A 25,660-nucleotide genomic window follows, 5' to 3' on the forward strand; every position below is an offset into this window, starting at 1 on the left:
TCTACGCGGCGGCCACGGCCGCGAGCGCCCGGTCCAGGAGGTCCGGGGCCTGCGCGTCCAGCACCACGATCCGGCTGTCCCGCCGGAACCAGGTCTCCTGCCGTTTGGCGAACTGCCGCGTGCGGACGATGGTGCGCTCGATGGCCTGCGCCCGGGTCAGCGTGCCCTCGAGGTGGGCCAGCACCTCGGCGTATCCGATCGCCTGCCCGGCGGTGGAGTCCGCCCGCAGCCCCCGGTCCAGGAGGCGCCGCACCTCCTCGGGCCAGCCCTCCGCCCACATCCGCTCCACGCGGACGGCGATCCTGCGATGGAGCTCGTCCCGGTCCAGCGAGAGCCCCAGCTGCACCGTGGGGCGGACGTACTCGTACGCCGGCAGATGCGCGGAGAACGGCTCCCCGGTAAGCGCCATGACCTCGAGCGCGCGGACCACCCGGCGGGTGTCGCCGGGGGCGATCTTGGCCGCCGCAGGCGGGTCCTGGACCGCGAGTCGCCGGTGCAGCGCCTCCGTCCCCGCTCCCGCCGCCTCCTCCTCCAGGGCCGCCCGGAGCGCCGGGTCCGTGCCGGGGAAGCGCATGTCGTCCGTGACGGCGCGCACGTACAGGCCGGAGCCGCCCACCATCACGGCGTGGTGTCCGCGGGACTCGATGTCCGCGACGGCCTTGCGGGCGGCGCGCTGGAACCCGGAGACCGAGGCCGGCTCATCGACGTCGAGCACGTCGATGAGGTGGTGGGGCACACCGCCGCGCTCCTCCGGCGCGAGCTTGGCCGTCCCGATGTCCATCCCCCGGTAGAGCTGGAGCGCGTCCGCGTTGACCACCTCCCCGCTGAGCCGCCGGGCGAGACCGATCCCGAGATCCGATTTGCCGGTCGCGGTGGCCCCCACCACCACGACGAGCGGGCGGGGACGGGAATGCCGGCAGGATGCGCCGTCCACCGCCGTCACCGGGCCGCACCCGTGGCTGCGACACGGTCCTCCCCGCTCGCCGGCGGGAGCGGGGACGCGGGCCTGGCCCGGGACGCCTCGAGCCCGATGAGCCGGTATCGCACCCTGTGGCAGTCCGTCGCCGCCCGCACGGTGCCGCGCAGCCGAGACGGGTCCCCAGAGGCCCCCAGGGCTGCGACGACGCCGTCCGTCCATGCCGCCGCAGGGCCCGCGTCCAGGCACGAGAGCGCCTCGCGGTCCACGGCTCCGGTGAGCGCCTCCTCCAGGGCTGCGTCGAAGGCCGCCGCGCCCTCGCGCGGCGCGAGGGGTGCGTCGGGGTCGGCGGCACCGGAGAAGTCGAGGGGCACGAGCAGAGGCGCCGAGGGCGGCGCGGATGCGCGCTGCAGCCGGACGGAGACGCCTGCCTCCAGCGCGCACAGCGCAGCCACCGTGAAGCCGATGTGGACCCGCGCGGATCGCTGCGCGGAATCCGGGGCCTGCCTGCGGAGCGAGGCGACTGCGGACGCGAGCTCCTCACCGCCGCGCACATCTGCCGGGCTCAGCTCCGCGGCTGCGCCGGGGACGGACGGCACCACGACTCCGCGCGGCACCCCCAGACCGCCGAGGGAGAGCACGCCGGGCAGCAGAGGCTCCTCTGCCGCAGCAGAACCCGTACCGGCGGAAGCGGAGCCGCCTGCGCTGCTGGGGGGTTCGTGAGGCGGCAGCAGCACAGTCCACACCGGTGCCCGTCGCAGCGCCGTGTGCACTGCGGAGCGGAAGGCGGTCATCGCCTCCGGCTCCCCGGGGTCCACCCCACGCAGCAGCAGCGGCGTCCCCGGAATGAGCAGGCCTCGGAGGGCATCGGCCGCGTCCACTTCCGAGGACGACGCCGGCCGGCCGGAGGTGTCTCGCATACCGGTGTCAGAGCCCGGCGCGGAGCGTGGGCATGCCGAGCGTGGTGGGGCCGGCCGCGGCAGGTGCGGACCCGCCGGTCCCGCACGACTCCGCCTGCGCCCGGTCGTGGGCGTCGCCCGCGCGCGTGCGCCGGAGCGCGTACCCGGAATCGGCGAGCAGGAAGTAGGGCTTCGCCGCGTCGATCCGCGCGCTCACGACGTCACCCGGACGGGGCATCCCGGCCGAGTCCTGGACGCGCACATGGACGAGGCGGTTGTCCTCGGACCGTCCGCTGAAGCGACCGTGCTCCTCGTCCGGCTCCCCGGTCACGAGGATCTCCTGCCGGGTGCCCACGAGCGCTCGGTTCTCCTCCCAGGCGATCTCATCCTGCAGCGCCGTGAGCCTCTCGAAGCGGCGCTGCACGATCTCCTTGGGCACCTGGTCCTCCATCTCCGCCGCCGGGGTGCCCGGCCGGATCGAGTACTGGAAGGTGAAGGCCTGTGAGAAGCGAGCGGCGCGCACCACCTCCAGCGTCGCCTCGAAGTCCTCCTCGGTCTCGCCGGGGAAGCCCACGATGATGTCCGTGGTGATGGCGGCGTGCGGGATGTGCTCGCGCACCTCCTCGAGGATCCGCAGGAAGCGGGAGGAGCGGTAGGACCTCCGCATTGCCTTGAGGATCCGGTCCGAGCCCGACTGCAGCGGCATGTGCAGCTGCGGCATGACGGTGGGCGTCTCCGCCATCGCCTCGATGACGTCCGTGGAGAACGCCGCCGGGTGCGGGCTCGTGAAGCGGACGCGCTCGATGCCCTCGACGCGCCCCACCGCACGCAGGAGCTTGGCGAAAGCGCCCTTGTCCCGGAACTCCGCGCCGTAGGAGTTGACGTTCTGGCCGAGCAGCGTCACCTCAATGACGCCCTCCGCGGCGAGTGCCTCCACCTCCGCGAGGATGTCCCCCGGCCGCCGGTCCTTCTCCTTGCCGCGCAGCGACGGGACGATGCAGAAAGTGCACGTGTTGTTGCAGCCCACGCTGATGGAGACCCACGCGGAGTGCGCGGACTCACGGCGGGTGGGCAGGGTGGAGGGGAAGACATCGAGGGACTCGAGGATCTCCACCTGGGCCTCGCTGTTGTGCCGCGCACGCTCCAGGAGCACGGGAAGCGAGCCCATGTTGTGAGTGCCGAAGACCACGTCGACCCACGGCGCCCGCGCGACGATGGCGTCCCGGTCCTTCTGCGCCATGCAGCCGCCCACGGCGATCTGCATGCCCGGCCGCTCCTCCTTCACCTTGGCCAGGCGGCCGAGGTTGCCGTAGAGGCGGTTGTCCGCATTCTCCCTCACCGCACACGTGTTGAACACGACGACGTCGGCCTGCGACCCGTCCCCGGCCGGCACGTATCCGGCGTCGTCGAGGAGACCCGAGAGCCTCTCCGAGTCGTGCACGTTCATCTGGCAGCCGTAGGTCCGCACCTCGTAGGTGCGGGATGCGCCGGCGGTGTCTGGAGCAGGGGCGGGAGCAGAGTGTGTCATGGCCCGCCCAGTGTACCGAGTGCCGACGCGCAGGGCGCACTCCCGCGGCTCGGACGAGCCCACCCATGCGGCGTTCAGCCGCCTGCGACGCCGCTGATCCCCTCACCCGCGGCAGCGCGTCCCAGGCGCTGTTCGAAGCGCACGGCCTCCTTCACGCCGGCGGCCAGGCGCACCGCTGCCTCGTGGTCGAGAGGCCCCCCGCCGGCATCCAGGGACACCGTGATGGAACCGCCGGGTTCGGCCTGGACGAACCGCATCATCGTCCCTCCGGCAGCACCGGCTCCCACTCCCGCGAGCACCGTGTAGGCGAGGGACCAGCCGGGTGCCGTGACCGGCACGACCCGCACGGCCGGGTGGTCGTACTCCGCCCGCACGGCGTCCAGATCGCCGCCCGCGCAGCGCGTGGCGCGAGAGAGCGTGAGGTCTATCCGCGAGGCGCGTCCGTGCGGCAGCCGCGCCACCCGCGACCGCGGACACCAGTAGGAGGCGAACACACTGCTGTCGTCGGTGTACCAGCTCACGGCCGAGGCCCCGACGGCCTCCGGAGCCACATCGAAGTGGGCTCCGGCGAGTACGAGGATGGCGCGCTGATCCTCTGCGGATTCCGCGAGATCGATGAACTGCCCGCCCACACCCCCGGGGTGCATTGCTGTCATCGCGCTCCTCCCTGCACACGCCCGACGGGCCCGGCCCCAGCGCCGGCGGTGTGCTCCTCCGCACAACATCCTACGCTATCTGGAACGTCCGACGGGATGCCCCACGGGTGCCTCCGGCCCTGCTCAGCACTCCTCGTCCAGGGCCTCCTGCGCGGCGCGCATGGCCGTTCCCCCGGCGAATCCGCGCCGCCCGAGCACGCCGAGGATCCTGCGCAGCCGGGTGTCCCGGTCCAGCGTGCGGGTGGACGCCGCCTTCCTCCTCGCGAGGGCCAGGGCGTGCGGGAAGTCGTCGTCGAGGTCCTCCAACGAGGCACGGGCGTCCTCGTCGGAGACGCCCTTCTCCCGCAGCCGCCGCTGGAGTGCGGATGCGGAGAGGCCCTTCTGCTCACGCTGCACGCGGACGAGCTGCTGGGCGTACCGCCTGTCGTTCAGCAGGTCGGAGGCCTCGAGGCGGTCGAGGAGGATCTCGACGGAGTCCCCTGCATGCTCCTTCCGCAGGAGCTTCTCCCTGAGCTCCGCCCTGCTGTGATCGCGCATCGCCAGGAGCGAATATGCCCGCTTCCTCGCCGCCCGGTAGTCAGGATTCTCCGGGCTCCCGGGCGCGGACGGATCTGCGGCGGCCCCGGCTGCAGCGGGCGCACCCCCCGAGACCGCGGTGTCTCCCGTGCCCTCTGCGCCGAGGGGCCCGTCCCCGCTCGCAGGCACCGCTTCCACGGCGGCCTGCAGGGAGGCGATCAGTTCCTCACGCGGGTCCGGGGCCATGACCGCTCACCCTCAGAACTCCGCACCGGCCGGCACGGGCGCACCCTTGGGCTCCGCGGGCTTGGCCGCGGAGGCCTTGCCCGCTCCGGGCCCGGCCGGGCCTCCGTCCACCTCCGGTGCCTCGGCCTCCTCCGGCGCGGCGAAGAGACCCAGCTTCTCCTTGATCTTCGTCTCGATCTCCTCGGCGAGTCCCGGATTGTCCTTGAGGAAGTTGCGGACGTTCTCCTTGCCCTGGCCCAGCTGGTCGCCGTCATAGGTGAACCAGGACCCGGACTTGCGGACGATCCCGTTGTCCACGCCCATGTCGATCAGGCTGCCCTCGCGGGAGATCCCGTGACCGTAGATGATGTCGAACTCCGCCTGCTTGAACGGCGGCGCGACCTTGTTCTTCACGACCTTGACGCGCGTGCGGTTGCCCACTGCGTCACCACCCTCCTTGAGGGTCTCGATCCGGCGCACGTCCAGACGCACCGAGGCGTAGAACTTCAGGGCCTTGCCGCCGGAGGTGGTCTCCGGCGAACCGAAGAACACGCCCACCTTCTCACGCAGCTGGTTGATGAAGATCGCCGTCGTCTTCGACGCGGCGAGGGCGCCCGTGATCTTGCGCAGCGCCTGCGACATGAGACGGGCCTGGAGACCCACGTGGGAGTCGCCCATCTCCCCCTCGATCTCCGCCTTGGGCACGAGGGCCGCGACGGAGTCGATGACGATGACGTCGAGGGCGCCGGAGCGGATCAGCATGTCCGCGATCTCCAGCGCCTGCTCGCCGGTGTCCGGCTGCGAGACCAGGAGCTGATCCGTGTCCACGCCCAGCGCCTTGGCATACTCCGGGTCCAGGGCGTGCTCCGCGTCGATGAAGGCCGCGATGCCCCCGGCCTTCTGCGCGCTCGCGACGGCGTGCAGGGCCACGGTCGTCTTGCCGGAGGACTCCGGCCCGTAGATCTCCACGACACGACCGCGCGGCAGACCGCCCACGCCGAGTGCGATGTCGAGTGCGACGGAGCCGGTGGGGATCGCCTCGATGGGCTGGCGCTTCTCCTCCCCCAGGCGCATGACAGCGCCCTTGCCGTACTGGCGCTCCACCTGCCCCATCGCCGCTTCCAGGGCCTTGCTCTTGTCTCCGCCGGCGGTCTGTGCGCCGCGGGTGGTCTTCGCTGCCATGTCTCCTCCAAGATCAGTACGTCGATGCCTGTCTGGGACCAGAGTAGACACCGGCACGGACACAGCTCCCCGATCCGGGTGAACCTGTGTACAGCCCGCTCGCACATCCACAGCAGGGATGACGCGGGGCGGTCAGGGTTCAAGCATACCGCGAGGGGAACACGTGTTCTAATCGTCTCGTGCGGCGTGTCGCCCCCGGCCCGCACGCCGCCGGGAACGCATCCGCCCCACCTGCACGAGCGGGTGGGGCGGATGCGGCATCTGCCTGCCGCGTCCGGGGGCGGGAAGGGACCGGGCACGGGCTCCTGTCCCGAGCGGCCGGAGGCTCACATCGGGGTGGCCGCGGGCTTGTCCCTGCCCAGTCTGCGCTCGGCGGGGACCCCGGCGGCCTCGCAGACCGCAGCCCAGACCTCCTTGGGCCCGTGGCCGGCCTCGAACGCCTGGGCGGGGGTGAGCGAGCCCAGCGTGCTCAGCGCGAGGTCCTCATGCAGGGAGGCCGCGCGCATGCGGCCGAACTCGTCGTCCATGAGCTCCCAGTACAGCGCGTGCCGCATGGGATCAGGGCCTGCCCGCCAGCGCGGGCTCGTCGTCAGCGCGGCCGCCGGAGAGCACGCGGCGCGCGAGCTCGACGGGGATGGTGTCCGGGATGTCGACGCCCTCGTCCAGGGCGAAGCGGTCGCTCACATCGCGCAGCAGACCGGACACCGGCATATCCAGGGCCTCGCAGATGGAGGCCAGGAGCTCCGAGGAGGCTTCCTTCTGCCCGCGCTCGATCTCGCTGAGGTAGCCCAGGGAGACGCTCGCATCCGCGGAGACCTCACGCAGCGTGCGGCCCTGGCGGCGCCGCGCGGTGCGCAGTGCGTCGCCGATCTCGATTCGCAGGAGAGTCACGCGGTTCCCTTCCTCACTGGCCAACGTGTGCAGGCCGTCCCCGGCACCGGGTGCGGGACCGACCGATCATGCAGGTACGACTGGATATCCGACCTCACTGTGACTGCAACCGCAGCCGCTCTGCGGTTGTTCCCCAGTCTACAGGTGGGGTGGGACACAGGCGTCGACGGTTCTCTCAGGCATCCTCGGCGCACGCCGCGAGGACGAGGTCCAGGCACGCCCGGACCGTGGCCTCCCGGATCTCCCTGCGGGAGCCGGTGAGGTCGAGCTCCGCCGTCCGCACTCCGCCGCCGCTCCGCGCGAGCGCGAGGTAGACCCGGCCCACGGGCTTCCCGTCCTGCGGGTCCGGCCCGGCCACCCCGGTGCAGGAGACCCCGAGGTCCGCTCCGCACGCGCGCACCGCGCCACGCGCCATCTCCCGGGCCACCTGCGGGTCCACCGCTCCGTGCGCGGCGAGCAGGTCCGGGTCGACGCCGGCCAGCTCCGCCTTGAGCGCGGTCGCGTACGTCACGAGTCCCCCGCGCAGCACCGCCGATGCGCCCGGCACCTCCGCGAGGGTGGCGGAGAGCAGTCCCGCCGTGAGCGACTCGCACGTGGCGATGGTGAGGCCGCGCTCCCGGAGTGCGCCGATCACCGCGGCAGGCCCGACCGCACCCGCCTGTGAACCGGCCTCCGGACCCTCAGCGCTCACCGGCGCTGCCCCGGGCCTTCGCCTCACGCACCAGCGCGGCGGACTTCACGCAGTAGTCCGCCCCCGTCACCAGCGTGACGACGATCGCGGCGGTGAGCAACAGCCAGGAGACCACGAGCCAGCCGGCGAGGATCCCCGGCAGCCACACCGCGACCGGGGCCTGGAGCAGGAAGAGGCTGAGCGCCCCCGTCTGCAGCACGGTCTTGAGCTTGCCGCCCTTCGAGGCCGGCAGCACCACCCAGCGGATGATGACGAAGCGCAGGACCGTGATGCCGAGCTCGCGGACGAGGATGACCACCGGCACCCACCACGGCAGGATCCCCACGAGCGCCAGCCCGATGAGCGCCGAGGCCATGAGCGACTTGTCCGCGATCGGATCCGCGATCTTGCCGAAGTCCGTGATGAGGTTCCAGCGCCGGGCGAGGAAGCCGTCGATCCAGTCCGTGACCATCGCGACGACGAACACGATGAAGGCCCAGAGCATGCGCTGGGGATCCAGCTCCGTCCACGGCGCGCCCAGCGCGCCGCCGCCCAGGAGGAGGACGAGGAACACGGGGACCAGGAGGATCCGCACCACGGTGAGGGCGTTGGGGAGATTGAGGCTGCTGGGCCCGCTGTCCGCTGTCTGAGTGCTCACGGCACCACCCTAACCGCTGCGGTTCCCGGACGCCCGGCCGGTGCCGGGAGCCGCAGCGGGGGCGGCCGGGCTACCGGCCGGTGAGCTCCCACGCATCGTCGTCGCCGGCCTCCACGATCTCCAGCCCGGTCGCGTCGTCGTACATCCTGCCGTCGGCTCCCAGGTGGGTGTGCTCCTCGTCCCCCATGCCGCGGGGGCCGCCCGTCGCGTAGGGGTCCTCCGCGGGCAGCCGCGCACCGGCGGGTCCGCTTGCGTCCGGTTCCGGCTGTGCGCCGGCGGGAGCTCCGCCGTCCCCGGGGTCCTCGCCGCGGATGACGGCCAGCGTGCCCGGCAGGTCCTCCGGCCGGACGAGCACGTCGCGGGCCTTCGAGCCCTCGGAGGGCCCCACCACACCACGCGACTCCATGAGGTCCATGAGCCGTCCCGCCTTGGCGAAGCCCACGCGCAGCTTGCGCTGGAGCATGGAGGTGGAGCCGAACTGGGTCGTGACGACGAGCTCCGCGGCCTGCAGCAGGAGGTCGAGGTCGTCCCCGATCTCCTCGTCGATCTGCTTCTTGGGGGCCTCGACGGCCACGTCCTCCCGATAGACCGGGGAGAGCTGGCCCTTGACGTGCGCGACGACCTCCTCGATCTCCGACTCGTTCACCCAGGCGCCCTGGACGCGCATGGGTTTCGCTGCGCCCATCGGCAGGAACAGCGCGTCGCCCTGACCGATCAGCTTCTCCGCGCCGGGCTGGTCGAGGACCACGCGGGAGTCGGCCAGCGAGGAGGTCGCGAAGGCCAGCCGCGAGGGCACATTGGCCTTGATGAGACCGGTGACGACGTCCACGGACGGCCGCTGCGTGGCGAGCACCAGGTGGATGCCTGCGGCGCGGGCCAGCTGCGTGATGCGCTGGATGGACGCCTCCACGTCACGCGGGGCGACCATCATGAGGTCCGCGAGCTCGTCGACCACGACGAGGAGGTAGGGGTACGGGTGCAGCTCCCGCTCGGAGCCCGGCGGCGGGGTGAGCTTCCCCTCCCGCACCGCGCGGTTGAACTCCTTCACGTGCTTGAACCCGAAGTGCGCGAGGTCGTCGTAGCGGGCGTCCATCTCCCGCACCACCCACTCGAGGGCCTCGGCGGCCTTCTTGGGATTGGTGATGATGGGGGTGATGAGGTGCGGGATGCCCTCGTAGGTGGTGAGCTCCACCCGCTTGGGGTCGACGAGGATCATGCGCACCTCGTCCGGGGTCGCCCGCATCATGATCGAGGTGATCATGGAGTTGACGAAGCTCGACTTGCCGGCGCCCGTCGCACCGGCCACCAGCAGGTGCGGCATCTTCGACAGGTCCGCGACGACGAAGCCGCCCTCCACGTCCTTGCCCACGCCCATCACCATGGGGTGGTCCGTCTTCCGGGCAGCGTTGGAGCGCAGCACATCGCCCAGGGAGACCGTCTCCCTGTCCGAGTTGGGGATCTCGATGCCGATCGCCTTCTTGCCCGGGATGGGCGAGAGGATGCGCACGTCCGCGCTCGCCACGGCGTAGGCGATGTTCTTGCTCAGCGCCGTGACCTTCTCCACCTTGGTCCCCGGTGCCAGCTCCACCTCGTAGCGGGTGACGGTGGGCCCGCGGGAGAAGCCTGCGACCTCCGCGTCGATCTTGAACTGCTCGAACACGTCGCGCAGCGCGGCGACGACCCGGTCGTTGGCCTCCGAGCGCTCCTTGGGCGGCGGACCCGCCGCCAGCAGCTCCGAGGAGGGCAGGGTGTAGGTGACGTCGCCGCCCAGCTCCAGCTGGGCCACGCGCTGCGGCAGCTCGCCGGTCGCCTGCGGCGCCGGGGTGCTGACTGCGGGCACCTCCGCCGTGTCCGCCTCCGAGGCCGGGGCGGACTGCCGGGTCTGCGCCGCGGCGCCGCCGAGCACGGCGGTGGGCTCGTCCATGCCCACCTCCCGGCGCAGCGCGGCGGCCTCCCGCTCCGCCTTCGTGGGACGGCGCTGGCCGGGCCGGTACTGCGGCTCGGCCTCCGCATCGACGTCGTAGACCTCCGGCGCCTCCGCCGCCGTCTCCTCCGGCTGGGCCCGCTTTCCCCGTCCCCTGCCGCGGGAGGGTGCCGAGCCGGCGGCCTCCTCGGCCTCGACGTCGTTCTCGTGGATGTAGGCCTTGTCGTAGGCGGTCTCCTCCTCCGCCTCGTGGGCGCGCGCCTCCTCGGCCGCCTTCCGCTTCGCCCCGCGGCGGCGTCCGAGCGGCCTGAGGGTGGAGGTCGTCCTGCCCTCGGCGACGAGGTCCTCGGACTCGGGTGCGTCCTCGCGCTCCCCCGCGGGCGCTGCCGAGCCCGTGAGCCGGGCGTAGGCGGCGCGGACGCGCTCGGGGATCCGCCGCACCGGGGTCGCGGTGAGGATGAGGAGGGAGAAGAGCCCCAGCAGGGAGAGCAGCGGCACCGCCACGTACACCGTGGTGGCCGCGACGAGCGGCGAGGACACGATGTACCCGAGCGCGCCGCCCCCGTTGGCCATCGCCTCCCGCGAATTCACGAAGCTGGGCGAGCCCGCGGTGATGTGCGCGAGACCCGCCGCCGCGAACAGAGCGGCGATGATCCCGATGAGGATCCGGTTGTTCCCGCGGGTGTCGTCCCCGCGGAGGAAGAGCCGGACGGCATAGCCCACGAGGACCAGCGGCAGGGCGAGTGCGACGCGGCCGAACGTGCCCTCAACGACCGCGCGCACGCCGCTGCCGAAGGCGCCGGGGATGTTCCACCACTCGAAGGCGGCCACGAGGATCGCGAGCGCGAGCAGGGCGAAGCCCGTGCCGTCGCGGCGCATGGGGGCCGTGTGTGAGGGGTCCTCCGGATCGAGCGCCCTGCGGGCGCGGCTGCCTGCCATGTGTGACACTCCCATCCATGCACCGGTGAGGAGGCCGCCGCGCGAGCGGTCCTCCGTGTCCGTGGCCCGTCCGCCGGCCGAGGCGCCCCCGGTCTTCGCGGCCGGGCCCGAGGTGCGGCGGGCGGGCGCGGAGCCCGTCGCCTTGGCCTTGGAGCCCCGGGCGCGACCTGTCTTGGCGGGGGAAGTCGTACTGGTCGCCATGATCGCCCATGCTATGAGGCGGACGGCTCCAGGTGTGGGAGGCAGGGCCTCGGGCGTTTTGGCCGGAGGGTCTGCGCGACGGCGCGCACCCCCTCACGGTCCGCGCCGTCGGCCGCCGCCTCGCCTTCCCCGCCCAGTATCATCGGTGCAGTCCGCTGCACACCGACGGAAGGGCACTCCGTGACGCATGTCCCCAGCCACACACCCGCGGCTCCGCCCACGGGGTTCGACCGGGAGCGCTACATCGCACTCCAGTCCGAGCACATCCGCGCGCGGCGGCGGGAGATCGGCGGGAAGCTCTACCTGGAGATGGGCGGCAAGCTCTTCGACGACATGCACGCCGCACGCGTGCTGCCCGGATTCACCCCGGACAACAAGATCGCGATGCTCGAGCAGCTGCGGGACGAGCTGGAGATCGTCATCGCCGTGAATGCGCGGGATCTTCTGCGGCAGAAGGTGCGCGCGGACCTCGGCATCACCTACGAGGAGGACGTGCTCCGGCTGGTCGACGTGTTCCGCGAGCGCGGCTTCCTCGTGGAGAACGTGGTCTTCACGCAGCTCGAGGACGACAACCAGGCCGGCATGGCCTTCCGCCGCAGGCTGGAGCGGCTGGGGCTGCGGACAGCCCGGCACCGCATCATACCCGGCTATCCCACCGACACGCGGAGGGTGGTGAGCGAAGCGGGGTTCGGCCTCAACGAGTACGTGGAGACGAGCCGCGATCTGGTGGTCCTCACGGCGCCCGGCCCGGGCTCCGGCAAGCTCGCCACCTGCCTCTCGCAGATCTACCACGACCACCAGCGCGGGATCGTCTCCGGCTACGCCAAGTTCGAGACCTTCCCGGTGTGGGGGCTGCCCCTCGAGCATCCCGTGAACCTCGCCTACGAGGCCGCGACGGCGGACCTCGACGACATCAACGTCATCGACCCCTTCCACCTGCAGCGCTACGGCACGCAGGCGACGTCCTACAACCGCGACGTGGAGGTCTTCCCGCTGCTCGCCGCGCTGCTGGAGCGGATCGCAGGCAGGAGCCCGTACGCCTCCCCCACGGACATGGGCGTGAACATGGTGGGCAGCTGCATCGTCGACGACGCGGTGTGCCGGGAGGCCGCCCGGCAGGAGATCATCCGCCGCTACTTCAAGGCGCTGGTCGACGAACGCCGCAGCGATGCCGACGCCGTCCTCTCGGAGAGGGTGGCCCTGATCATGAGCAGGGCCGGCGTCGAGACCTCCGACCGCGCCGTGGTGGGCCCGGCGCTGGAGCTCGAGGAGGAGACCGGCGCGCCGGCCTCTGCCCTGCAGCTGCACGACGGCACCCTCATCACCGGGAAGACCTCTCCCCTCCTGGGCTGCTCCGCGGCGATGCTGCTCAATGCGCTCAAGCACCTTGCGGGGATCGACGAGGAGGCGCATCTGCTCTCGCCGGAGTCCATCGAACCCATCCAGACGCTCAAGACCGAGCACCTGGGCAGCCGCAATCCCCGGCTGCACACGGACGAGGTCCTCATCGCGCTCTCCGTCTCCGCCGGCACGAACGAGGTGAGCCGCTCCGCGCTGCGCCACCTCCGGGAGCTCGAGGGGACGAACGCGCACACGACGACCGTCCTGGGCTCCGTGGACGAGGGGATCTTCCGCAGCCTGGGCATCATGGTCACGAGCGAGCCCAAGTACCAGCGCCGGACGTCGCTCTACCACAAGCGCTGACCCTGCCTCGCGCCGCGCGGGTCCGCCCCACACCCACGTTTCGCACCTTCTGACGGTGTGCGCATGTGTACGCGTACGCACACCGTCAGAAGGTGCGAAACGTCGCCGGCCGGTGGAACTCCCGGCGGAGTTCCACCGGCCTGTGAGGCTCAGCCCAGCAGCTCGTAGGCCGGGACGGTGAGGAAGTCCGCGTACTCCTCCTGCGTCGCCATCTGCTGGAACAGGCGGCGCGGGGTGACCCAGGCCTCGGGCTCGCCGGGCAGCTTCGCCACCTCCTCCTCGACGATCCTGTCCACGAGCTCCTTCGTCACCTGCTCTCCGGAGTCCTGCAGCGTCACGCCGTAGTGCAGCCACTGCCACACCTGCGAACGGGAGATCTCCGCCGTGGCGGCGTCCTCCATGAGGCCGTGGATCGCCGCGGCGCCGTTGCCGCTCAGCCAGGCGGCGACGTACTGGATGCCCACGTTCACGTTCTGCCGCAGGCCGGCCTCCGTGATCCGCCCGGGCGTGTCCTTGACGCTGAGGAGGTCCGCCGCCGTCACGGCGACGTCCTCACGGGTGCGCTCGAGCTGGTTGGGACGCTCGCCCAGCACCTTCGTGAACTGCTCCCGGCAGGCCTCCACCATGCCCGGGTGCGCCACCCAGGAGCCGTCGAAGCCGTCGCCGGCCTCGCGTGACTTGTCCCGCTCCACCTGTTCGAAGGCCCGGCGGTTCGCCTCCTCGTCCTTGGACGGGATGAACGCGGACATGCCGCCGATCGCGTGGGCCCCGCGCTTGTGGCACGTGCGCACCAGCAGCTCCGTGTATGCCCGCATGAACGGCACCGTCATGGTCACCTGGCCGCGGTCCGGCAGGATCCAGTCCTCGCCCTTGGTCCGGTGGGTCTTGATGACGGAGAAGATGTAGTCCCAGCGCCCCGCGTTGAGACCCGCGGAGTGCTCGCGCAGCTCGTAGAGGATCTCCTCCATCTCGAAGGCCGCGGGGTAGGTCTCGATGAGGCAGGTCGCGCGGATGGTGCCCCGCGGGATCCCGAGAGCGTCCTGCGCGTGGACGAACACGTCGTTCCACAGGCGCGCCTCGAGGTGCGACTCCATCTTGGGGAGGTAGAAGTAGGGTCCGCGGCCCTTGGCGATCTGCAGCGGGCCGGTGTTCGCGACGTACAGCGCGAAGTCCACGAGCGAGCCCGAGGCCACCCGGCCGTCGATGCGCATGTGCTTCTCCTCGAGGTGCCAGCCGCGCGGACGGACCACGATGGTGGGCAGCTCCTCGTCCGGGCGCAGGCGGTACTCCTTGCCCTGCTCGCTCACGAAGTCGATCTCGCGGCGCACGGCCTCGAGCAGGTTCACCTGCCCGCCGATCACGGAGTCCCAGGCCGGGGTGTTCGCGTCCTCCTGGTCCGCGAGCCACACCTTGGCCCCGGAGTTGAGCGCGTTGATCGTCATCTTCCTGTACGTGGGCCCGGTAACCTCCACCCGCCGGTCCTCCAGCCCCGGGGCCGGGGGCGCGACCCGCCAGCTGGGATCGTCGCGGATGGCAGCGGTCTCCGGCAGGAAGTCGAGCTCCTCGCCGGCCTCCAGGCGCGCCTGACGCTCACGGCGGGCGGCCAGGCGCTCCTCGCGGGTGTCCGCGAACGCACGGTGGAGGGAGACGATGAGGTCCAGTGCCGCCGGTGTGAGGACCTTCTCGGAGCCCTCCGGCAGTTCGGCGGTGATCTCGAGGCCCTCGGGGACCTCGATGCTGGGAGCGGTCATGCTTCTCTCCTCTTCTCTACTCCGGGTGCGGGGCATCCGCACCCGGTGGACCCACCGCGCAGGAGGGCGCGATAGGCGGTCTGACGGTCGGCGTGTGCGCGGCGCAGTTCTCAGCGGGCGTGCGCACGAGGCGGCTGGGCGAACATCACTCCGGGGTTGAGGATGCCTGTGGGATCGAAGGCCGCCTTGACCATGCGGTTGAGGTCCATGACATCCTCGCCCAGGTACCCGGCCAGCCAGGGCTCCTTCAGCCTGCCCACGCCGTGTTCGCCCGTGATGGTGCCGCCGAGGGAGACGGCGAGGTCCATGATCTCGCCGTACGCCAGATGCGCCCGCTCCCGCTGCCCGGGGTCCGCGGGATCGAACACGACGAGCGGGTGGGTGTTCCCGTCGCCCGCGTGGGCCATGACGGCGACGACGACCTCGCGCCGGCCGGAGATCGCCGCGATCCCCTCGACCAGCGCGCCCAGTGCGGGAATGGGGACGCCCACGTCCTCGAGCAGGATCGTGCCCTTCTTCTCGACCGCGGGGATCGCCAGGCGGCGTGCGGCGACGAAGGCCTCCCCCTCCTCCGGGTCGTCGGTGGAGAAGACCTCCGTGGCGCCCGCCGCCTCGCAGCGACGCGTGATCTCCGCGACCTCCGCAGCGGCCTGGTCCGGCGATTCGTCCGACTGCACGATGAGCATCGCCGCGGCATCCCGGTCGAGCCCCATGCGCGTCTCGTCCTCCACCGCGTTCAGCGTGGGGCCGTCCATGAACTCGAGCATCGAGGGCCGCATGGTGCGGGTGATCGCGAGCACGGCGTCCGTGGCGGAGGCGAGGGTGGGGAACGTCGCCACGAGGGTCTGCGGGGCGCGCTGGGCGGGCACCAGTCGCAGCGTCACGTCCGTGATGATCCCGAGCGTCCCCTCGCTGCCCACGAACAGCTTGGTGAGCGGCAGCCCCGCCACGTCCTTGAGGCGCGGGCCGCCGAGGGCCACGCTGCGCCCGTCCGCGAGCACCACGGTCATCCCCAGCACGTAGTCGGTGGTGACCCCGTACTTCACGCAGCAGAGGCCGCCGGCGTTGGTGGCGATGTTGCCGCCGATCGAGCAGAAGGTGTAGGAGGCGGGATCCGGCGGGTACCAGAGTCCGTGCGCGGCGGCGGCCTCCTTGACCTCCCCGTTGAGCGCGCCGGGCTGGGCCACGACGGTGCGGGTGACCGGGTCGACCGTGATCTCGCGCATGCGCTCGAGGGAGAGCACGAGGCAGCCGTCCTGGGCGGTGGAGCCGCCGGAGAGGCTGGTCCCGGCGCCCCGCGGCACGATCGGCGTGCCGGTGGCGCGGGCGAAGCGCACGGCCTCCTGCACCTCCTCCGTGCAGGTGGGCCTGACGACCGCGAGCGGCACTCCCGCGTCAGGGTCCTCCGCCCTGTCCCGGCGGTAGGCCTCGGTCTTCACGGGGTCGGTGACCACCGCGCCGTCCGGCAGCCTGCTCCGCAGCTCCTCGAGGGTCTCCGCGGCCTCGCCGGACCCGTGCTTCGTCGTCACCTGTTCGCCTCCCACTGCGCCCGTCACTGTGTCTTCGCTCACGCACTGGGACGAGGCTAACACCCGTTTCCCGCCGAATGAAATCACAATTCCAGATTGCGAAATCACTTGCCCGCCGCCGCAGTGATCCCACGCGAATCCTGTGACTGGGATGCCACGGTCCTCACAGAACGCTGGACAGAGATGTGATCCATACCGCATCATGGAATCCGGCCGACCACCCCACGGAACTCCCGAGGCACCTCGGCCCGCCCCTGCTTCCCCCGTGCGCCGCTGCAGCCGCACGGGCCACCGAGAGGTTCACATGGACGCCCTGCTCGCCGCTTCCCCCATCCTCGTCGCCGGAATCCTCCTGCTGGGGTTCCGGGCGCCGGCCACCGTCGCCATGCCCGCCGGCCTCGTCGTCGCCGCGCTCGTCTCGTTCTTCGCCTGGAAGGTCGAGTGGATCACGATCGGCGCCTCGGTGATGCAGGGGATCCTCGTCGCCGCGGGTCTGCTCTGGATCGTCTTCGGCGCCCTCCTCATGCTCGCGACGGTGACCAAGTCCGGTGCCATCGAGACCATCAAGGCGGGCTTCGTCTCCGTCTCCGCGGACCGGCGCGTGCAGGTCATCATCGTCGCCTGGCTCTTCGGCAGCTTCATCGAGGGCGCCGCCGGGTTCGGCACGCCCGCGGCCGTCGTCGCCCCGCTCATGCTCGCGCTCGGCTTCCCGGCCGTCGCCGCGGTGCTCGCGGGTCTGCTCATTCAGTCGACCCCCGTGAGCTTCGGCGCCGTCGGCACTCCCATGCTCACGGGCATCGGCACCGGCCTCCAGGACAGCACCGGAGGCCTCTCCGCGGACGTCTCCGCCCGCGCCGCGGAGCTCGGCGTCGACGCCTCCGGCTTCGTCGCGCACACCGCCTTCCAGGTGGCCGCGCTGCACGCCGTCTGCGGCATCTTCATCCCGCTCACACTGGTCTGCTTCATGACCGGATTCTTCGGGGAGCGGAAGCGGTTCGCGGACGGCCTCGCAGTGGCACCGTTCGCCGTCTTCGCCGCCGTGGCCTTCATCGTCCCGTACCTGCTCGTCGCCTGGCTCCTCGGCCCGGAGTTCCCCTCCCTGCTGGGCGGTCTCATCGGCCTGCTCATCGTCATCACAGCGGCGCGCAAGGGCTTCCTCATGCCCAAGCAGATCTGGGACTTCCCCGCCCGGAACCGGTGGCCGGAGCGGTGGATGGGCAAGGTCGATCCCGAGGACGAGGCCAAGCACCTCGGGAAGCGCATGCCGCTCGTCCAGGCCTGGGCCCCGTACCTCATCGTCGTCGCCCTGCTCCTGCTGACCCGCAACGTGCCGGCGCTCAAGGAGTTCTTCTCCGTCACCGCGGTGGTCAACGTCGAGGACATCTTCGGCACCGGCATCGCACAGAAGATGGACCTGCTCTACTCCCCCGGCTTCCTCTTCCTCCTGGCCAGCATCGCCACCTACGGCATCCACCGCATGACCAGGAGGCAGATCGCCGATGCCTGGTCCCTGGCCGGGAAGCAGCTCGCCGGAGCGGCGTTCGCCCTGCTGTGCTCCGTGCCGATGGTCCGCGTCTTCATCAACTCCGGGCAGGAGTACAACGCCTCCGGTCTGGACTCGATGCCGCTCACCCTGGCGAACTCCGCCGCGGAGGCGATGGGTGCGAACTGGCCGCTGCTGGCGCCCTTCGTCGGAGCGCTCGGCGCATTCATCGCCGGTTCCAACACGGTGTCGAACGTGATGTTCTCCCAGTTCCAGTTCTCCACCGGGGTGAACATCGGGGTGTCCTCACCGGAGACCGTCGTGGCCGCGCAGGCCGTGGGCGGTGCGGCCGGCAACATGGTCGCGGTCCACAACGTCGTCGCGGCCGCCGCCACCGTGGGCCTGCTGGGGCACGAAGGCGATATCATCCGCCGCACCGTGATCCCCATGCTCGTCTACAGCCTCACCGCCGGCTGCCTCGCCTACATCTACGTCTGGGGCCCCGGACTCAACCTCGGTACGATCCTGCTGGGCGTCGTCCTGCTGGGCGTCATCGCGACGTTCTTCCTGCTCACCCGCGAGAAGGGACGGGAGAACACGGATCTCGCACCGGCCCGGGCCTGAGCCCGGCGCCTGCGGGGAGCGAGCCGGACCACGGCCCTCCCTCCGCGCCCGCCCCGCTTCCGAAAGGAGAGACCGTGTCGCAGACTCCGCGCACGCCCGAGCCTCCGCGGACCGGGCGCCGGCCGCAGCGCGTCCAGTCGGTCGACCGCACCCTCGACGTGCTGGAGGCACTCGCAGCGGCAGGCGGGGCGGCGAGGTCGAAGGAGGTCGCCGAGGCCGCAGGACTGCCCATGCCCACGGTGCACCGCCTGCTGGCCACCCTCGTGTCCCGCGGCTACGTGCTCCAGCTCCCGGACCGCAGCTACTGCCTGGGTTCGCGCCTGGTCCGTCTGGGCGCGGTCGCCGCACGGCAGTCCGGCGTCCATCTCCAGCCGGTCCTCGACAGGCTGGTCGACCGGCTGGAGGAGACCGTCAACCTCGCCTTCTTCACGCAGGAGGCCATGACCTACGTGGCGCAGTCGGCCTCGCACCGCTCCATGCGCATGTTCACCGAGGTGGGGCGCCGCGTCGCGATGCACTCCTCCGGCGTCGGCAAGGCGGTGCTGTCCACCCTCCCGCAGGAGGAGGTGCGGCATCTGCTGGCCGCCGCAGCACCTCCCGCCGTGCGGGAGACCGTGCTGGCGGAGGTGCTCCGGGCACGGCGGTGCGGATACGCCATCGACGACGAGGAGCAGGAGGCCGGCGTCCGCTGCCTGGCGGTGCCGGTGCTCGGCGGGCCGGCCCCGGCCGCGCTGTCCGTCTCCGCGCCCAGCTCACGGCTGGTGCCCGAGGTCTACGAACGGGTGGCGAACCAGCTCCGTGCGACCGCGCGGGAGCTCACCGCGCAGTGGGCGGCCGACTAGGACGCACGCGCAGACGCCTGTCGCCTCCTCCCGCCGTCACGGCGGGAGGAGGCGACAGGCGTCTCGTCCTCAGCGCGGGAGGTCGCTCAGATCATGACCACCATGGGGACGATCATGGGCTGGCGGCGCAGCTTCGAGGAGATCCACCGGCCGATCGTGCGGCGGATGATCTGCTGCAGCTGGTGACGGTCCTTGGTGCCGTTGCGGACGGCCTCGAGGACGGCGGCCTCGATCTTGGGTGAGATCGCGGAGAACACGTTCTGGTCCTCGGCCACGCCCCGGGTGTGGATCTCCGGACCGGCGACGATCTGCTTGCGCGAGAGATCGACCGCCATGAACACGGAGACGAAGCCCTCGCCCGCGAGCGTGAGGCGGTCCTTGAGGTCCGCCTCGGTGATCGCTCCCACCGTCGAGCCGTCCACGAACAGATCCTGCGTGGGGTAGGCCCCGGCGATGTGCGGGGTGCCGTCGATGAGGTCCACCGCGTAGCCGTTCTCCGCCAGCACGATGTTCTCCTCCGGCACGCCCGTCTGCTCGGCGAGCTCGGCGTTCGCCAGCAGATGGCGCCACTCCCCGTGCACGGGCATGACGCCGGCGGGCCGGACGATGTTGTAGCAGTAGAGGAGTTCGCCCGCGGACGCGTGCCCGGAGACGTGGATCTTCGCCGAACCCTTGTGCACCACCTTCGCGCCGAGCTTCATGAGGCCGTTGATGACGCGGAAGACCGCGTTCTCGTTGCCCGGGATGAGCGAGGAGGCCAGCACGACCATGTCGTCCTCGCCCACCTCCACGCGGTGGGAGCGGTTGGCCATGCGGGACAGGGCGGCCATGGGCTCGCCCTGGCTGCCGGTGCTCATGAGGACGATCTGGTCGTCCGGGTAGTCGTCGACCTTCTTGAGGTCGATGAGGATGCCCGGCGGGACGTCGAGGTAGCCCAGCTCCTGGGCGATCTTCATGTTGCGCACCATCGAGCGGCCCACGAAGGCGACCTTGCGGCCGTGGGCGTGGGCGGCCTCGAGCACCTGCTGGACGCGGTGCACGTGCGAGGCGAAGGAGGCGACGATGATGCGCCGGGTCGCCTGCCCGAAGAGGTTGACGAGGACGGATTTGATGTCCTTCTCGTGTGCGGTGAAGCCGGGCACCTCCGCGTTGGTGGAGTCCGTGAGGAACAGGTCCACGCCTTCCTCGCCGAGGCGGGCGAAGGCACGGAGATCCGTGATCCGGCCGTCGAGCGGGAGCTGGTCCATCTTGAAGTCGCCGGTGTGCAGCACGCTGCCCGCGCCGGTGCGGATCATCACCGCGAGCGCGTCCGGGATCGAGTGGTTGACCGCGACGAACTCCACGTCGAACGGCCCCAGCTGGTCCTCGTCGCCCTCCGCCACCACGCGGGTGACGCCCTTGATGCGGTGCTCCTTGAGCTTCGCCTCGACGAGGGCGAGGGTGAGCCGCGAGCCGAGGATCGGGATGTCCTCTCGGCCGCGCAGCAGATACGGCACGGCGCCGATGTGATCCTCGTGGCCGTGCGTGAGCACGAGGCCCACGATCTGGTCGTAGCGGCCCTCGAGGTAGGTGAGGTCCGGGAGGATGAGGTCGACGCCCGGCTGCTCCTCCTCGGGGAACAGCACGCCGGCGTCCACGATCAGCAGCTTGCCGTGGTACTCGAACACGGTCATGTTGCGGCCCACCTCGCCCAGACCTCCGAGGGCTACGATGCGCAGCGCCTCCGGGTCGGCCTTGCGGGGTTCGCCGATCTCAGGAAGAAAGGTCTTCACGTCAGGTATTCGCTCCTTTGGAGAGCCCGGCGCACGAACTCCATCTGTCCTGCGTCGGCCGGCAGCAGCGGAAGCCGGGTGGCCCGCGTGCCGATGACGCCTTGGAGTTCGAGGGCCGCCTTCGCGGCGACCACACCGGGCATGTGGTTCATGATCGCGTCCACGAGAGGGACGAGCTCCCACGCGAGTGCGCGGGCGGCCGCGAAATCGTCATTCGCGGCATGGGAGACGAGTGCGCTCAGCCGGTCCGAGGCGACGTGTCCCACGACGGACACGATGCCCACGGCGCCGATGGCCAGGAGCGGCAGGTTGAGGGCGTCCTCGCCGGAGTAGTAGGCGAGGGTGCCGTGGCTGAGGACCTCGCAGGCAGCGTCGAGGCGGCCCTTGGCGTCCTTGACCGCGAGGATCCGGGGGTGCTCCGCGAGCTCCAGCAGAGTGGGCGTCTCCAGCGGGACGCTGCTGCGGCCGGGGATGTCGTAGAGCATGACGGGCAGGTCCGTGGAGTCCGCGACTGCGCCCATGTGCGCGACGATCGAGGCCTGGGAGGGCTTCGAGTAGTACGGGGTGACGAGGAGGAGGCCGTCCGCCCCCGCCTCCGCCGCACTCCGCGCCAGCGCGATCGAGTGGGAGGTGTCGTTGGTCCCCACGCCTGCGATCACCTTGGCCCGGCCGGCGGCGACCCCGCGGACGATCCGCACGAGCTCGGCCTTCTCCGCATCCGAGGTGGTGGGCGACTCCCCCGTCGTGCCGGAGACCACGAGCATGTCGTTGCCGGCCGTGATGAGGTGCTCCGCCACGGCCTCGACGGCCTTGCGGTCCAGCCCACCCTCAGCGGTGAACGGGGTGATCATCGCAGTTCCCACGCGTCCGAACGCGGAGAGGGCAGCACGCGCCGCGGAGTCATCTATCATGGCCATGCCCAGATCCTACCCGCCGCGGGCGGCAGAGAGGCACAGGCTCCCGGTGCACAAGACAGATCGCCGCGTGCTCGGCATCGACATCGCCCGCGGCATCGCCCTGTTCGGCATGATCGCCACGCACGTCCTCCCCCGCATGGACGCTGAGGGCGAACTCACACTCACCGCCCTGCTCCAGGGGCGCGCCTCGGCGCTGTTCGCAGTGCTGGCAGGGGTCTCCATCGTCCTCTCGACGCGCGGAGCGCTGTCCGTCCCGGGCATGCGCGGCTGGGCCGCGGCGGCCTCGGGCCTGTGCGTCCGCGGCCTGCTCATCGCCGTCCTGGGGCTCGCGCTGGGCGAGCTGCCGAGCGGCGTGGCGGTGATCCTCGTGAACTACGGCGCGCTGTTCCTCGTCGCGACGCTGTTCCTCCGGCTGCCCACGTGGGCCCTGGCGGCGGGAGCGGCGCTGTGGTTCCTCGTGACGCCGCAGCTGTCCCACGTGCTCCGGGGCGAGCCCGCACTCGCGGATCCCCTGCTGCTCGTCCCCGCGTTCACGCATCTGGCGGACCCGGACATGTGGGTGGGCCTCGTGCTGACCGGCTACTACCCGCTGCTGCAGTGGACGGGATACATCCTGCTGGGGATGTGGGTGGCGCGCATCGACTGGACGGCGCGGGACAGGCGCGTGCTCCTCGTCGTGCTGGGGCTCGCGGCCTCCGTGCTGGCGAAGTCGCTCTCCTCCCTCCTCATGACCTTCCGCGGCATGGAGGTGCTGGAGTCCCTGTACCCCACCGGCGTCATGGCCGACGGCCACTCCTACGTGGAGCGGCTCATCATGCTCGGCGCCTACGGCGTCACCCCGCCGGACTCACCGTGGTGGCTCGCGACCTCCGGCCCGCACTCCGGCACCACGTTCGACCTCGTGCACACCTCGGGGATCGCACTCACCGTGCTGGGCCTGTGCATGCTCGCCGGCCCCCGGCTGGAACGGCACGCCTGGCTGCACGCGTGGATCTCCCGGCCCGGCTCCATGCCGCTCAGCATGTACACGCTCCACATCCTGCTCGTCTCCGCCGTGACCGGCACGGCGGGCGAGGGCGACGTCGACCTCGTGGCCGCAGTCGGCTTCGCGGTGAACATCGCCGCGATCGTGCTGGTCAGCTGCCTCTGGGCCGCGCTCATCAGCCGCCGGGGCCCTCTCGAGCAGCTGGTCTCCCTCGCCAGCCGCGGCGTCTCGAACCGGGTGCTCCGCCGGCCCTGAGACCGGCTCTCAGCTCGCGGGCGCCGGGCGGGGGTCGTCCCGGTGCATGCGGATCGCCTGCCGCATGGTCGCGCGGGCGCGCTTGCGGTCGCCGGCGGCGTCGTAGGCGCAGGAGAGGCGGAACCAGGACCGCCAGTCGTCCGGGGCGGCCTCGGCCTCGGTCCGGTACTTCTCGAACTCCGCGTCCGCGGCCTCACGGACGATCCGGCCGCCGGGGGTCCGCGGCAGGGTGTCCGGGGGCAGTCCGCCCTCGGTCTCGAGGATCCCCGCGAGCCTCTCGGTGCCGGCGCCGAAGAGGAGCTCGCGGATGAGCGTCCACGCGCCCACCGCCGGGAGGGCGAAGAGCGCGACTCCCAGCGCCTTGGCGACGAGTGAGTCGTCGGTGAGCATGATCCAGCCGCGCTGCACCGTGAACACCAGGTAGAGGGCCAGTCCCAGCGTGACGACGGCGACGCCCAGCTTGGCTCTGCTCATGCGAGGTCCAGATAGGACTCGAGTCCGTGGTCCAGGCCGCGGCGGTCCCCGATCTGCCGCACGGCGGTGAGGATGCCGGGCATGAAGGCCCGGGTGGAGAAGGTGTCGGTGCGCAGCGTGAGGGCCTCGCCGTCGGAGCCGAACATGATCTCCTCGTGGGCGTTCATCCCCTGCTGGCGGACGGCGTGGACGTGGATGCCGTCGACGACGGCCCCGCGCGCACCCTCGGGGTCCTGCGCGGTGGCGTCGGGTACGGCTCCCAGACCGGCCTGTGCACGCGCCGCTGCGATCCGCTGCGCGGTGTGCCGGGCCGTGCCCGAGGGCGCGTCGAGCTTGCGGGTGTGATGGATCTCCAGGATCTCCGCGGAGTCGAAGTGGGGGGCTGCGAGCTCCGCGAAGCGCATCACGAGGACGGCGCCGATGGAGAAGTTGGGTGCGACGAGGACCGCCACCTCGGGGTGTGCGGCGAGGAGGGCGCGCAGGCGCTCGAGCCGGTCCTCGGTCCAGCCGGTGGTGCCCACGACGGTGTCGATGCCGTGCTCCACGAGGAAGCGGACATTGGCCTCCGTGGAGTCCGGGACGGTGAGCTCGACGGCGACGTCGACCTCCTTCCCGGTGAGGGTCTCGAGGGAGTCCGAGCTCCCCAGCGCGGCGACGAGGGAGAGGCCCTCGGCCTCCTCGATCGCCTCCACTGCATGGGAGCCCATGCGCCCCTTCGCTCCGATGACGGCGACGCGGATATCGCTCACGTTCTTCACTCTCCTGCGGTGGGGACGGGTTCGGACCGCGCGGCCGGCCGCGGCCGCCGCACAGGGATCGGCACCAGTCTACGAGGCGAGGGGCGTGCGGGGATCAGCGCCCGCGCTCCGTGCGCCTGAGGAGACTCGCGTTCCGCGGATCAGCGCAGGACGCCGAGGATGAGCACGACCGCCCAGAGCATCTGACCGGCGAACCCCACCGCCAGCGCCAGCGCGTCCCCGGTGCCCACGGCGTGGGCCGGCAGCATCGCCAGCACCCCCGCGAGACCCGTGAGCAGTCCCGCGCCCACGGCGAAGACGACGGGCAGCGTCCCCGTGCGGCCCGCGCACCGCTGCCACGCGAGGACCAGGATCCCGAATGCGCTGAGCACCACACCGACCACGCCCAGCGGAACCGGGTCCAGAGCCGTGGCGGTCCAGGGGACCAGGGCGAACCAGACCAGCACGGCGCCCCCGGCCAGCACCGACGGGCCGGACCGCGACCGCGCGACGCCCTCGGCGCGCCGCTGCGGGCGGTCGATCCGGGCGGGGGCGGAAGGCGAGGCGGTCATGCATCCAGTATCCGCCGCCGCGGCCGCCCTGTCGTCATCCGTACGGATGATCTTTCCGGCCTGCTCCTCCCCCCGGAGTAGGGGCGGCCGGGAACGCCGAAGGGGCGGAGAGCACTCCGGCCCTCCGCCCCTTCGCACTCACTGCGCCGCGAGACTCACGTGCGCAGTCCCGGCCTCCGCTCTCAGGCGATGAGCCCCGGGGTCTGGGTGCGCGCGCGCTCGAAGCGTGCCTGCACGTCCTCCCAGTTGACGACGTTCCACCAGGCCTTGACGTAGTCCGGCTTCACGTTCTGGTAGTCGAGGTAGAAGGCGTGCTCCCACATGTCCAGCTGCAGCAGCGGGATGTAGCCGACCTGCACGTTGCCCTGCTGGTCGAACAGCTGCTCGATGGTCAGCCGCTGCCCCAGTGCGTCCCAGCCCAGGATCGCCCAGCCGGAGCCCTGGATGGAGGTCGCGACGCCGCTGAAGTGCGCCTGGAACTTGTCGAAGCCGCCGAACTGGTCGTCGATCGCGGCCGCGAGCTCGCCGGTGGGCTTGTCGCCGCCGTCCGGGCTCATGTTGTTCCAGAAGATCGAGTGGTTGACGTGACCGCCGAGGTTGAAGGACAGGTCCTTCGACAGCTTGCCGACGTTGCCGAACTCGCCCTTGTCACGCGCCTCCGCCAGCTGCTCGAGAGCGGTGTTCGCGCCCTTGACGTAGGTGGCGTGGTGCTTGTCGTGGTGCAGCTCCATGATGCGGCCGGAGATGTGCGGCTCGAGTGCTGCGTAGTCGTAGGGAAGATCGGGAAGGGTGTACTGCTCCACCATGTGT

General features: G+C 71.4%; 23 protein-coding genes. 4 read left to right on the forward strand and 19 right to left on the reverse strand.

Annotated features, from left to right (window positions below; all coding sequences use genetic code 11):
- Position 1: 1 nt before the first annotated feature.
- From miaA to ABD240_RS13455, 11 genes are all read right to left on the reverse strand, one after another.
- On the reverse strand, positions 2-934 hold the full coding sequence (gene miaA / locus ABD240_RS13405) for a tRNA (adenosine(37)-N6)-dimethylallyltransferase MiaA (protein WP_344337758.1): 933 nt from the start codon (positions 932-934) through the stop codon (positions 2-4).
- A gap of 5 nt (positions 935-939) precedes the next feature.
- Entirely contained in the window at positions 940-1,836 is an 897-nt protein-coding gene (locus tag ABD240_RS13410; protein ID WP_344337760.1) for a hypothetical protein, read from the reverse strand.
- Between the two features lie 7 nt (positions 1,837-1,843).
- Positions 1,844-3,343 carry a tRNA (N6-isopentenyl adenosine(37)-C2)-methylthiotransferase MiaB gene (miaB, locus tag ABD240_RS13415; RefSeq protein WP_291792499.1) on the reverse strand — a complete coding sequence of 500 codons (1,500 nt, stop codon included), beginning with the start codon at positions 3,341-3,343 and terminating at the stop codon, positions 1,844-1,846.
- Between the two features lie 74 nt (positions 3,344-3,417).
- On the reverse strand, positions 3,418-3,999 hold the full coding sequence (locus ABD240_RS13420) for a hypothetical protein (RefSeq protein WP_291792497.1): 582 nt from the start codon (positions 3,997-3,999) through the stop codon (positions 3,418-3,420).
- Between the two features lie 123 nt (positions 4,000-4,122).
- Positions 4,123-4,761: a regulatory protein RecX gene (locus tag ABD240_RS13425; protein WP_291792494.1), complete on the reverse strand. Its 639-nt coding sequence runs from the start codon at positions 4,759-4,761 to the stop codon at positions 4,123-4,125.
- Positions 4,762-4,773: 12 nt separating this feature from the next.
- Complete coding sequence (recA, locus tag ABD240_RS13430) at positions 4,774-5,922, reverse strand: recombinase RecA (protein WP_291792492.1); 1,149 nt, start codon at positions 5,920-5,922, stop codon at positions 4,774-4,776.
- Between the two features lie 326 nt (positions 5,923-6,248).
- Positions 6,249-6,476, reverse strand: coding sequence for a DUF3046 domain-containing protein (locus ABD240_RS13435; RefSeq protein WP_291792489.1), 228 nt, complete (start codon positions 6,474-6,476; stop codon positions 6,249-6,251).
- A gap of 4 nt (positions 6,477-6,480) precedes the next feature.
- Positions 6,481-6,813, reverse strand: a complete 333-nt coding sequence (locus tag ABD240_RS13440) for a helix-turn-helix domain-containing protein (protein ID WP_291792487.1) — start codon at positions 6,811-6,813, stop codon at positions 6,481-6,483.
- 175 nt (positions 6,814-6,988) lie between these two features.
- Positions 6,989-7,504: a CinA family protein gene (locus tag ABD240_RS13445; RefSeq protein ID WP_344337765.1), complete on the reverse strand. Its 516-nt coding sequence runs from the start codon at positions 7,502-7,504 to the stop codon at positions 6,989-6,991.
- A complete protein-coding gene (gene pgsA, locus ABD240_RS13450; protein ID WP_344337767.1) occupies positions 7,494-8,141 on the reverse strand; it encodes a CDP-diacylglycerol--glycerol-3-phosphate 3-phosphatidyltransferase in 648 nt (215 codons plus the stop codon). Before pgsA ends, ABD240_RS13445 begins: the two co-directional genes overlap by 11 nt.
- 70 nt (positions 8,142-8,211) lie before the next feature.
- Positions 8,212-11,004 carry a DNA translocase FtsK 4TM domain-containing protein gene (locus ABD240_RS13455; RefSeq protein ID WP_425547039.1) on the reverse strand — a complete coding sequence of 931 codons (2,793 nt, stop codon included), beginning with the start codon at positions 11,002-11,004 and terminating at the stop codon, positions 8,212-8,214.
- Positions 11,005-11,385: 381 nt separating this feature from the next.
- Here ABD240_RS13455 and ABD240_RS13460 point away from each other — a divergent pair, with 381 nt between their 5' ends.
- Positions 11,386-12,909, forward strand: coding sequence for a DUF1846 domain-containing protein (locus tag ABD240_RS13460; RefSeq protein ID WP_291792480.1), 1,524 nt, complete (start codon positions 11,386-11,388; stop codon positions 12,907-12,909).
- A gap of 149 nt (positions 12,910-13,058) precedes the next feature.
- On the opposite strand, the gene aceB is transcribed toward ABD240_RS13460, so the two are convergent.
- Both aceB and ABD240_RS13470 read right to left on the reverse strand, forming a co-directional pair.
- Positions 13,059-14,660, reverse strand: a complete 1,602-nt coding sequence (gene aceB, locus ABD240_RS13465; RefSeq protein ID WP_344337771.1) for a malate synthase A — start codon at positions 14,658-14,660, stop codon at positions 13,059-13,061.
- 110 nt (positions 14,661-14,770) lie between these two features.
- Positions 14,771-16,231, reverse strand: a complete 1,461-nt coding sequence (locus ABD240_RS13470; RefSeq protein WP_344337773.1) for an FAD-binding oxidoreductase — start codon at positions 16,229-16,231, stop codon at positions 14,771-14,773.
- A gap of 262 nt (positions 16,232-16,493) precedes the next feature.
- Here ABD240_RS13470 and ABD240_RS13475 point away from each other — a divergent pair, with 262 nt between their 5' ends.
- Complete coding sequence (locus tag ABD240_RS13475) at positions 16,494-18,296, forward strand: L-lactate permease (protein ID WP_344337775.1); 1,803 nt, start codon at positions 16,494-16,496, stop codon at positions 18,294-18,296.
- A 74-nt stretch (positions 18,297-18,370) separates the two neighbouring features.
- Positions 18,371-19,138 (forward strand): IclR family transcriptional regulator, encoded by a 768-nt coding sequence (locus tag ABD240_RS13480; protein ID WP_291792471.1) that lies wholly within the window; start codon positions 18,371-18,373, stop codon positions 19,136-19,138.
- Positions 19,139-19,224: 86 nt separating this feature from the next.
- Here ABD240_RS13480 and ABD240_RS13485 read toward each other — a convergent pair whose 3' ends face one another.
- Both ABD240_RS13485 and dapA read right to left on the reverse strand, forming a co-directional pair.
- Positions 19,225-20,910, reverse strand: coding sequence for a ribonuclease J (locus tag ABD240_RS13485; protein ID WP_291792469.1), 1,686 nt, complete (start codon positions 20,908-20,910; stop codon positions 19,225-19,227).
- Positions 20,907-21,827, reverse strand: coding sequence for a 4-hydroxy-tetrahydrodipicolinate synthase (gene dapA, locus ABD240_RS13490; RefSeq protein ID WP_344337778.1), 921 nt, complete (start codon positions 21,825-21,827; stop codon positions 20,907-20,909). Before dapA ends, ABD240_RS13485 begins: the two co-directional genes overlap by 4 nt.
- 46 nt (positions 21,828-21,873) lie before the next feature.
- Between dapA and ABD240_RS13495 the strand changes: the two genes are divergently transcribed.
- A complete protein-coding gene (locus tag ABD240_RS13495; RefSeq protein ID WP_291792463.1) occupies positions 21,874-23,067 on the forward strand; it encodes a heparan-alpha-glucosaminide N-acetyltransferase domain-containing protein in 1,194 nt (397 codons plus the stop codon).
- Between the two features lie 9 nt (positions 23,068-23,076).
- Here the strand turns inward: ABD240_RS13495 and ABD240_RS13500 are convergent, their stop codons facing one another.
- From ABD240_RS13500 to ABD240_RS13515, 4 genes are all read right to left on the reverse strand, one after another.
- A complete protein-coding gene (locus ABD240_RS13500) occupies positions 23,077-23,541 on the reverse strand; it encodes a tetratricopeptide repeat protein (RefSeq protein WP_344337779.1) in 465 nt (154 codons plus the stop codon).
- Complete coding sequence (dapB, locus tag ABD240_RS13505) at positions 23,538-24,290, reverse strand: 4-hydroxy-tetrahydrodipicolinate reductase (RefSeq protein ID WP_344337781.1); 753 nt, start codon at positions 24,288-24,290, stop codon at positions 23,538-23,540. Before dapB ends, ABD240_RS13500 begins: the two co-directional genes overlap by 4 nt.
- A gap of 149 nt (positions 24,291-24,439) precedes the next feature.
- The gene (locus ABD240_RS13510; RefSeq protein WP_291792454.1) at positions 24,440-24,850 is read right to left on the reverse strand and encodes a hypothetical protein; all 411 of its coding nucleotides are present in this window, start codon (positions 24,848-24,850) and stop codon (positions 24,440-24,442) included.
- A 182-nt stretch (positions 24,851-25,032) separates the two neighbouring features.
- Complete coding sequence (locus tag ABD240_RS13515; protein ID WP_291792452.1) at positions 25,033-25,656, reverse strand: superoxide dismutase; 624 nt, start codon at positions 25,654-25,656, stop codon at positions 25,033-25,035.
- Positions 25,657-25,660 lie beyond the last annotated feature (4 nt).

The sequence above is a fragment of the Brevibacterium salitolerans genome, from assembly GCF_039531405.1.
Classification (GTDB): Bacteria; Actinomycetota; Actinomycetes; order Actinomycetales; family Brevibacteriaceae; genus Brevibacterium; species Brevibacterium salitolerans.

Bases quoted from the DNA above. Each gene is read 5' to 3' on its own strand.
- ABD240_RS13475 (WP_344337775.1), top strand. From the start codon at position 16,494: ATGGACGCCCTGCTCGCCGCTTCCCCCATCCTCGTCGCCGGAATCCTC.
- ABD240_RS13425 (WP_291792494.1), bottom strand. From the start codon at position 4,761: ATGGCCCCGGACCCGCGTGAGGAACTGATCGCCTCCCTGCAGGCCGCC.
- ABD240_RS13510 (WP_291792454.1), bottom strand. From the start codon at position 24,850: ATGACCGCCTCGCCTTCCGCCCCCGCCCGGATCGACCGCCCGCAGCGG.
- ABD240_RS13435 (WP_291792489.1), bottom strand. From the start codon at position 6,476: ATGCGGCACGCGCTGTACTGGGAGCTCATGGACGACGAGTTCGGCCGC.
- ABD240_RS13455 (WP_425547039.1), bottom strand. From the start codon at position 11,004: ATGGCAGGCAGCCGCGCCCGCAGGGCGCTCGATCCGGAGGACCCCTCA.
- ABD240_RS13420 (WP_291792497.1), bottom strand. From the start codon at position 3,999: ATGACAGCAATGCACCCCGGGGGTGTGGGCGGGCAGTTCATCGATCTC.
- dapA (WP_344337778.1), bottom strand. From the start codon at position 21,827: ATGGCCATGATAGATGACTCCGCGGCGCGTGCTGCCCTCTCCGCGTTC.
- ABD240_RS13515 (WP_291792452.1), bottom strand. From the start codon at position 25,656: ATGGTGGAGCAGTACACCCTTCCCGATCTTCCCTACGACTACGCAGCA.
- ABD240_RS13410 (WP_344337760.1), bottom strand. From the start codon at position 1,836: ATGCGAGACACCTCCGGCCGGCCGGCGTCGTCCTCGGAAGTGGACGCG.
- recA (WP_291792492.1), bottom strand. From the start codon at position 5,922: ATGGCAGCGAAGACCACCCGCGGCGCACAGACCGCCGGCGGAGACAAG.
- miaB (WP_291792499.1), bottom strand. From the start codon at position 3,343: ATGACACACTCTGCTCCCGCCCCTGCTCCAGACACCGCCGGCGCATCC.
- aceB (WP_344337771.1), bottom strand. From the start codon at position 14,660: ATGACCGCTCCCAGCATCGAGGTCCCCGAGGGCCTCGAGATCACCGCC.
- ABD240_RS13500 (WP_344337779.1), bottom strand. From the start codon at position 23,541: ATGAGCAGAGCCAAGCTGGGCGTCGCCGTCGTCACGCTGGGACTGGCC.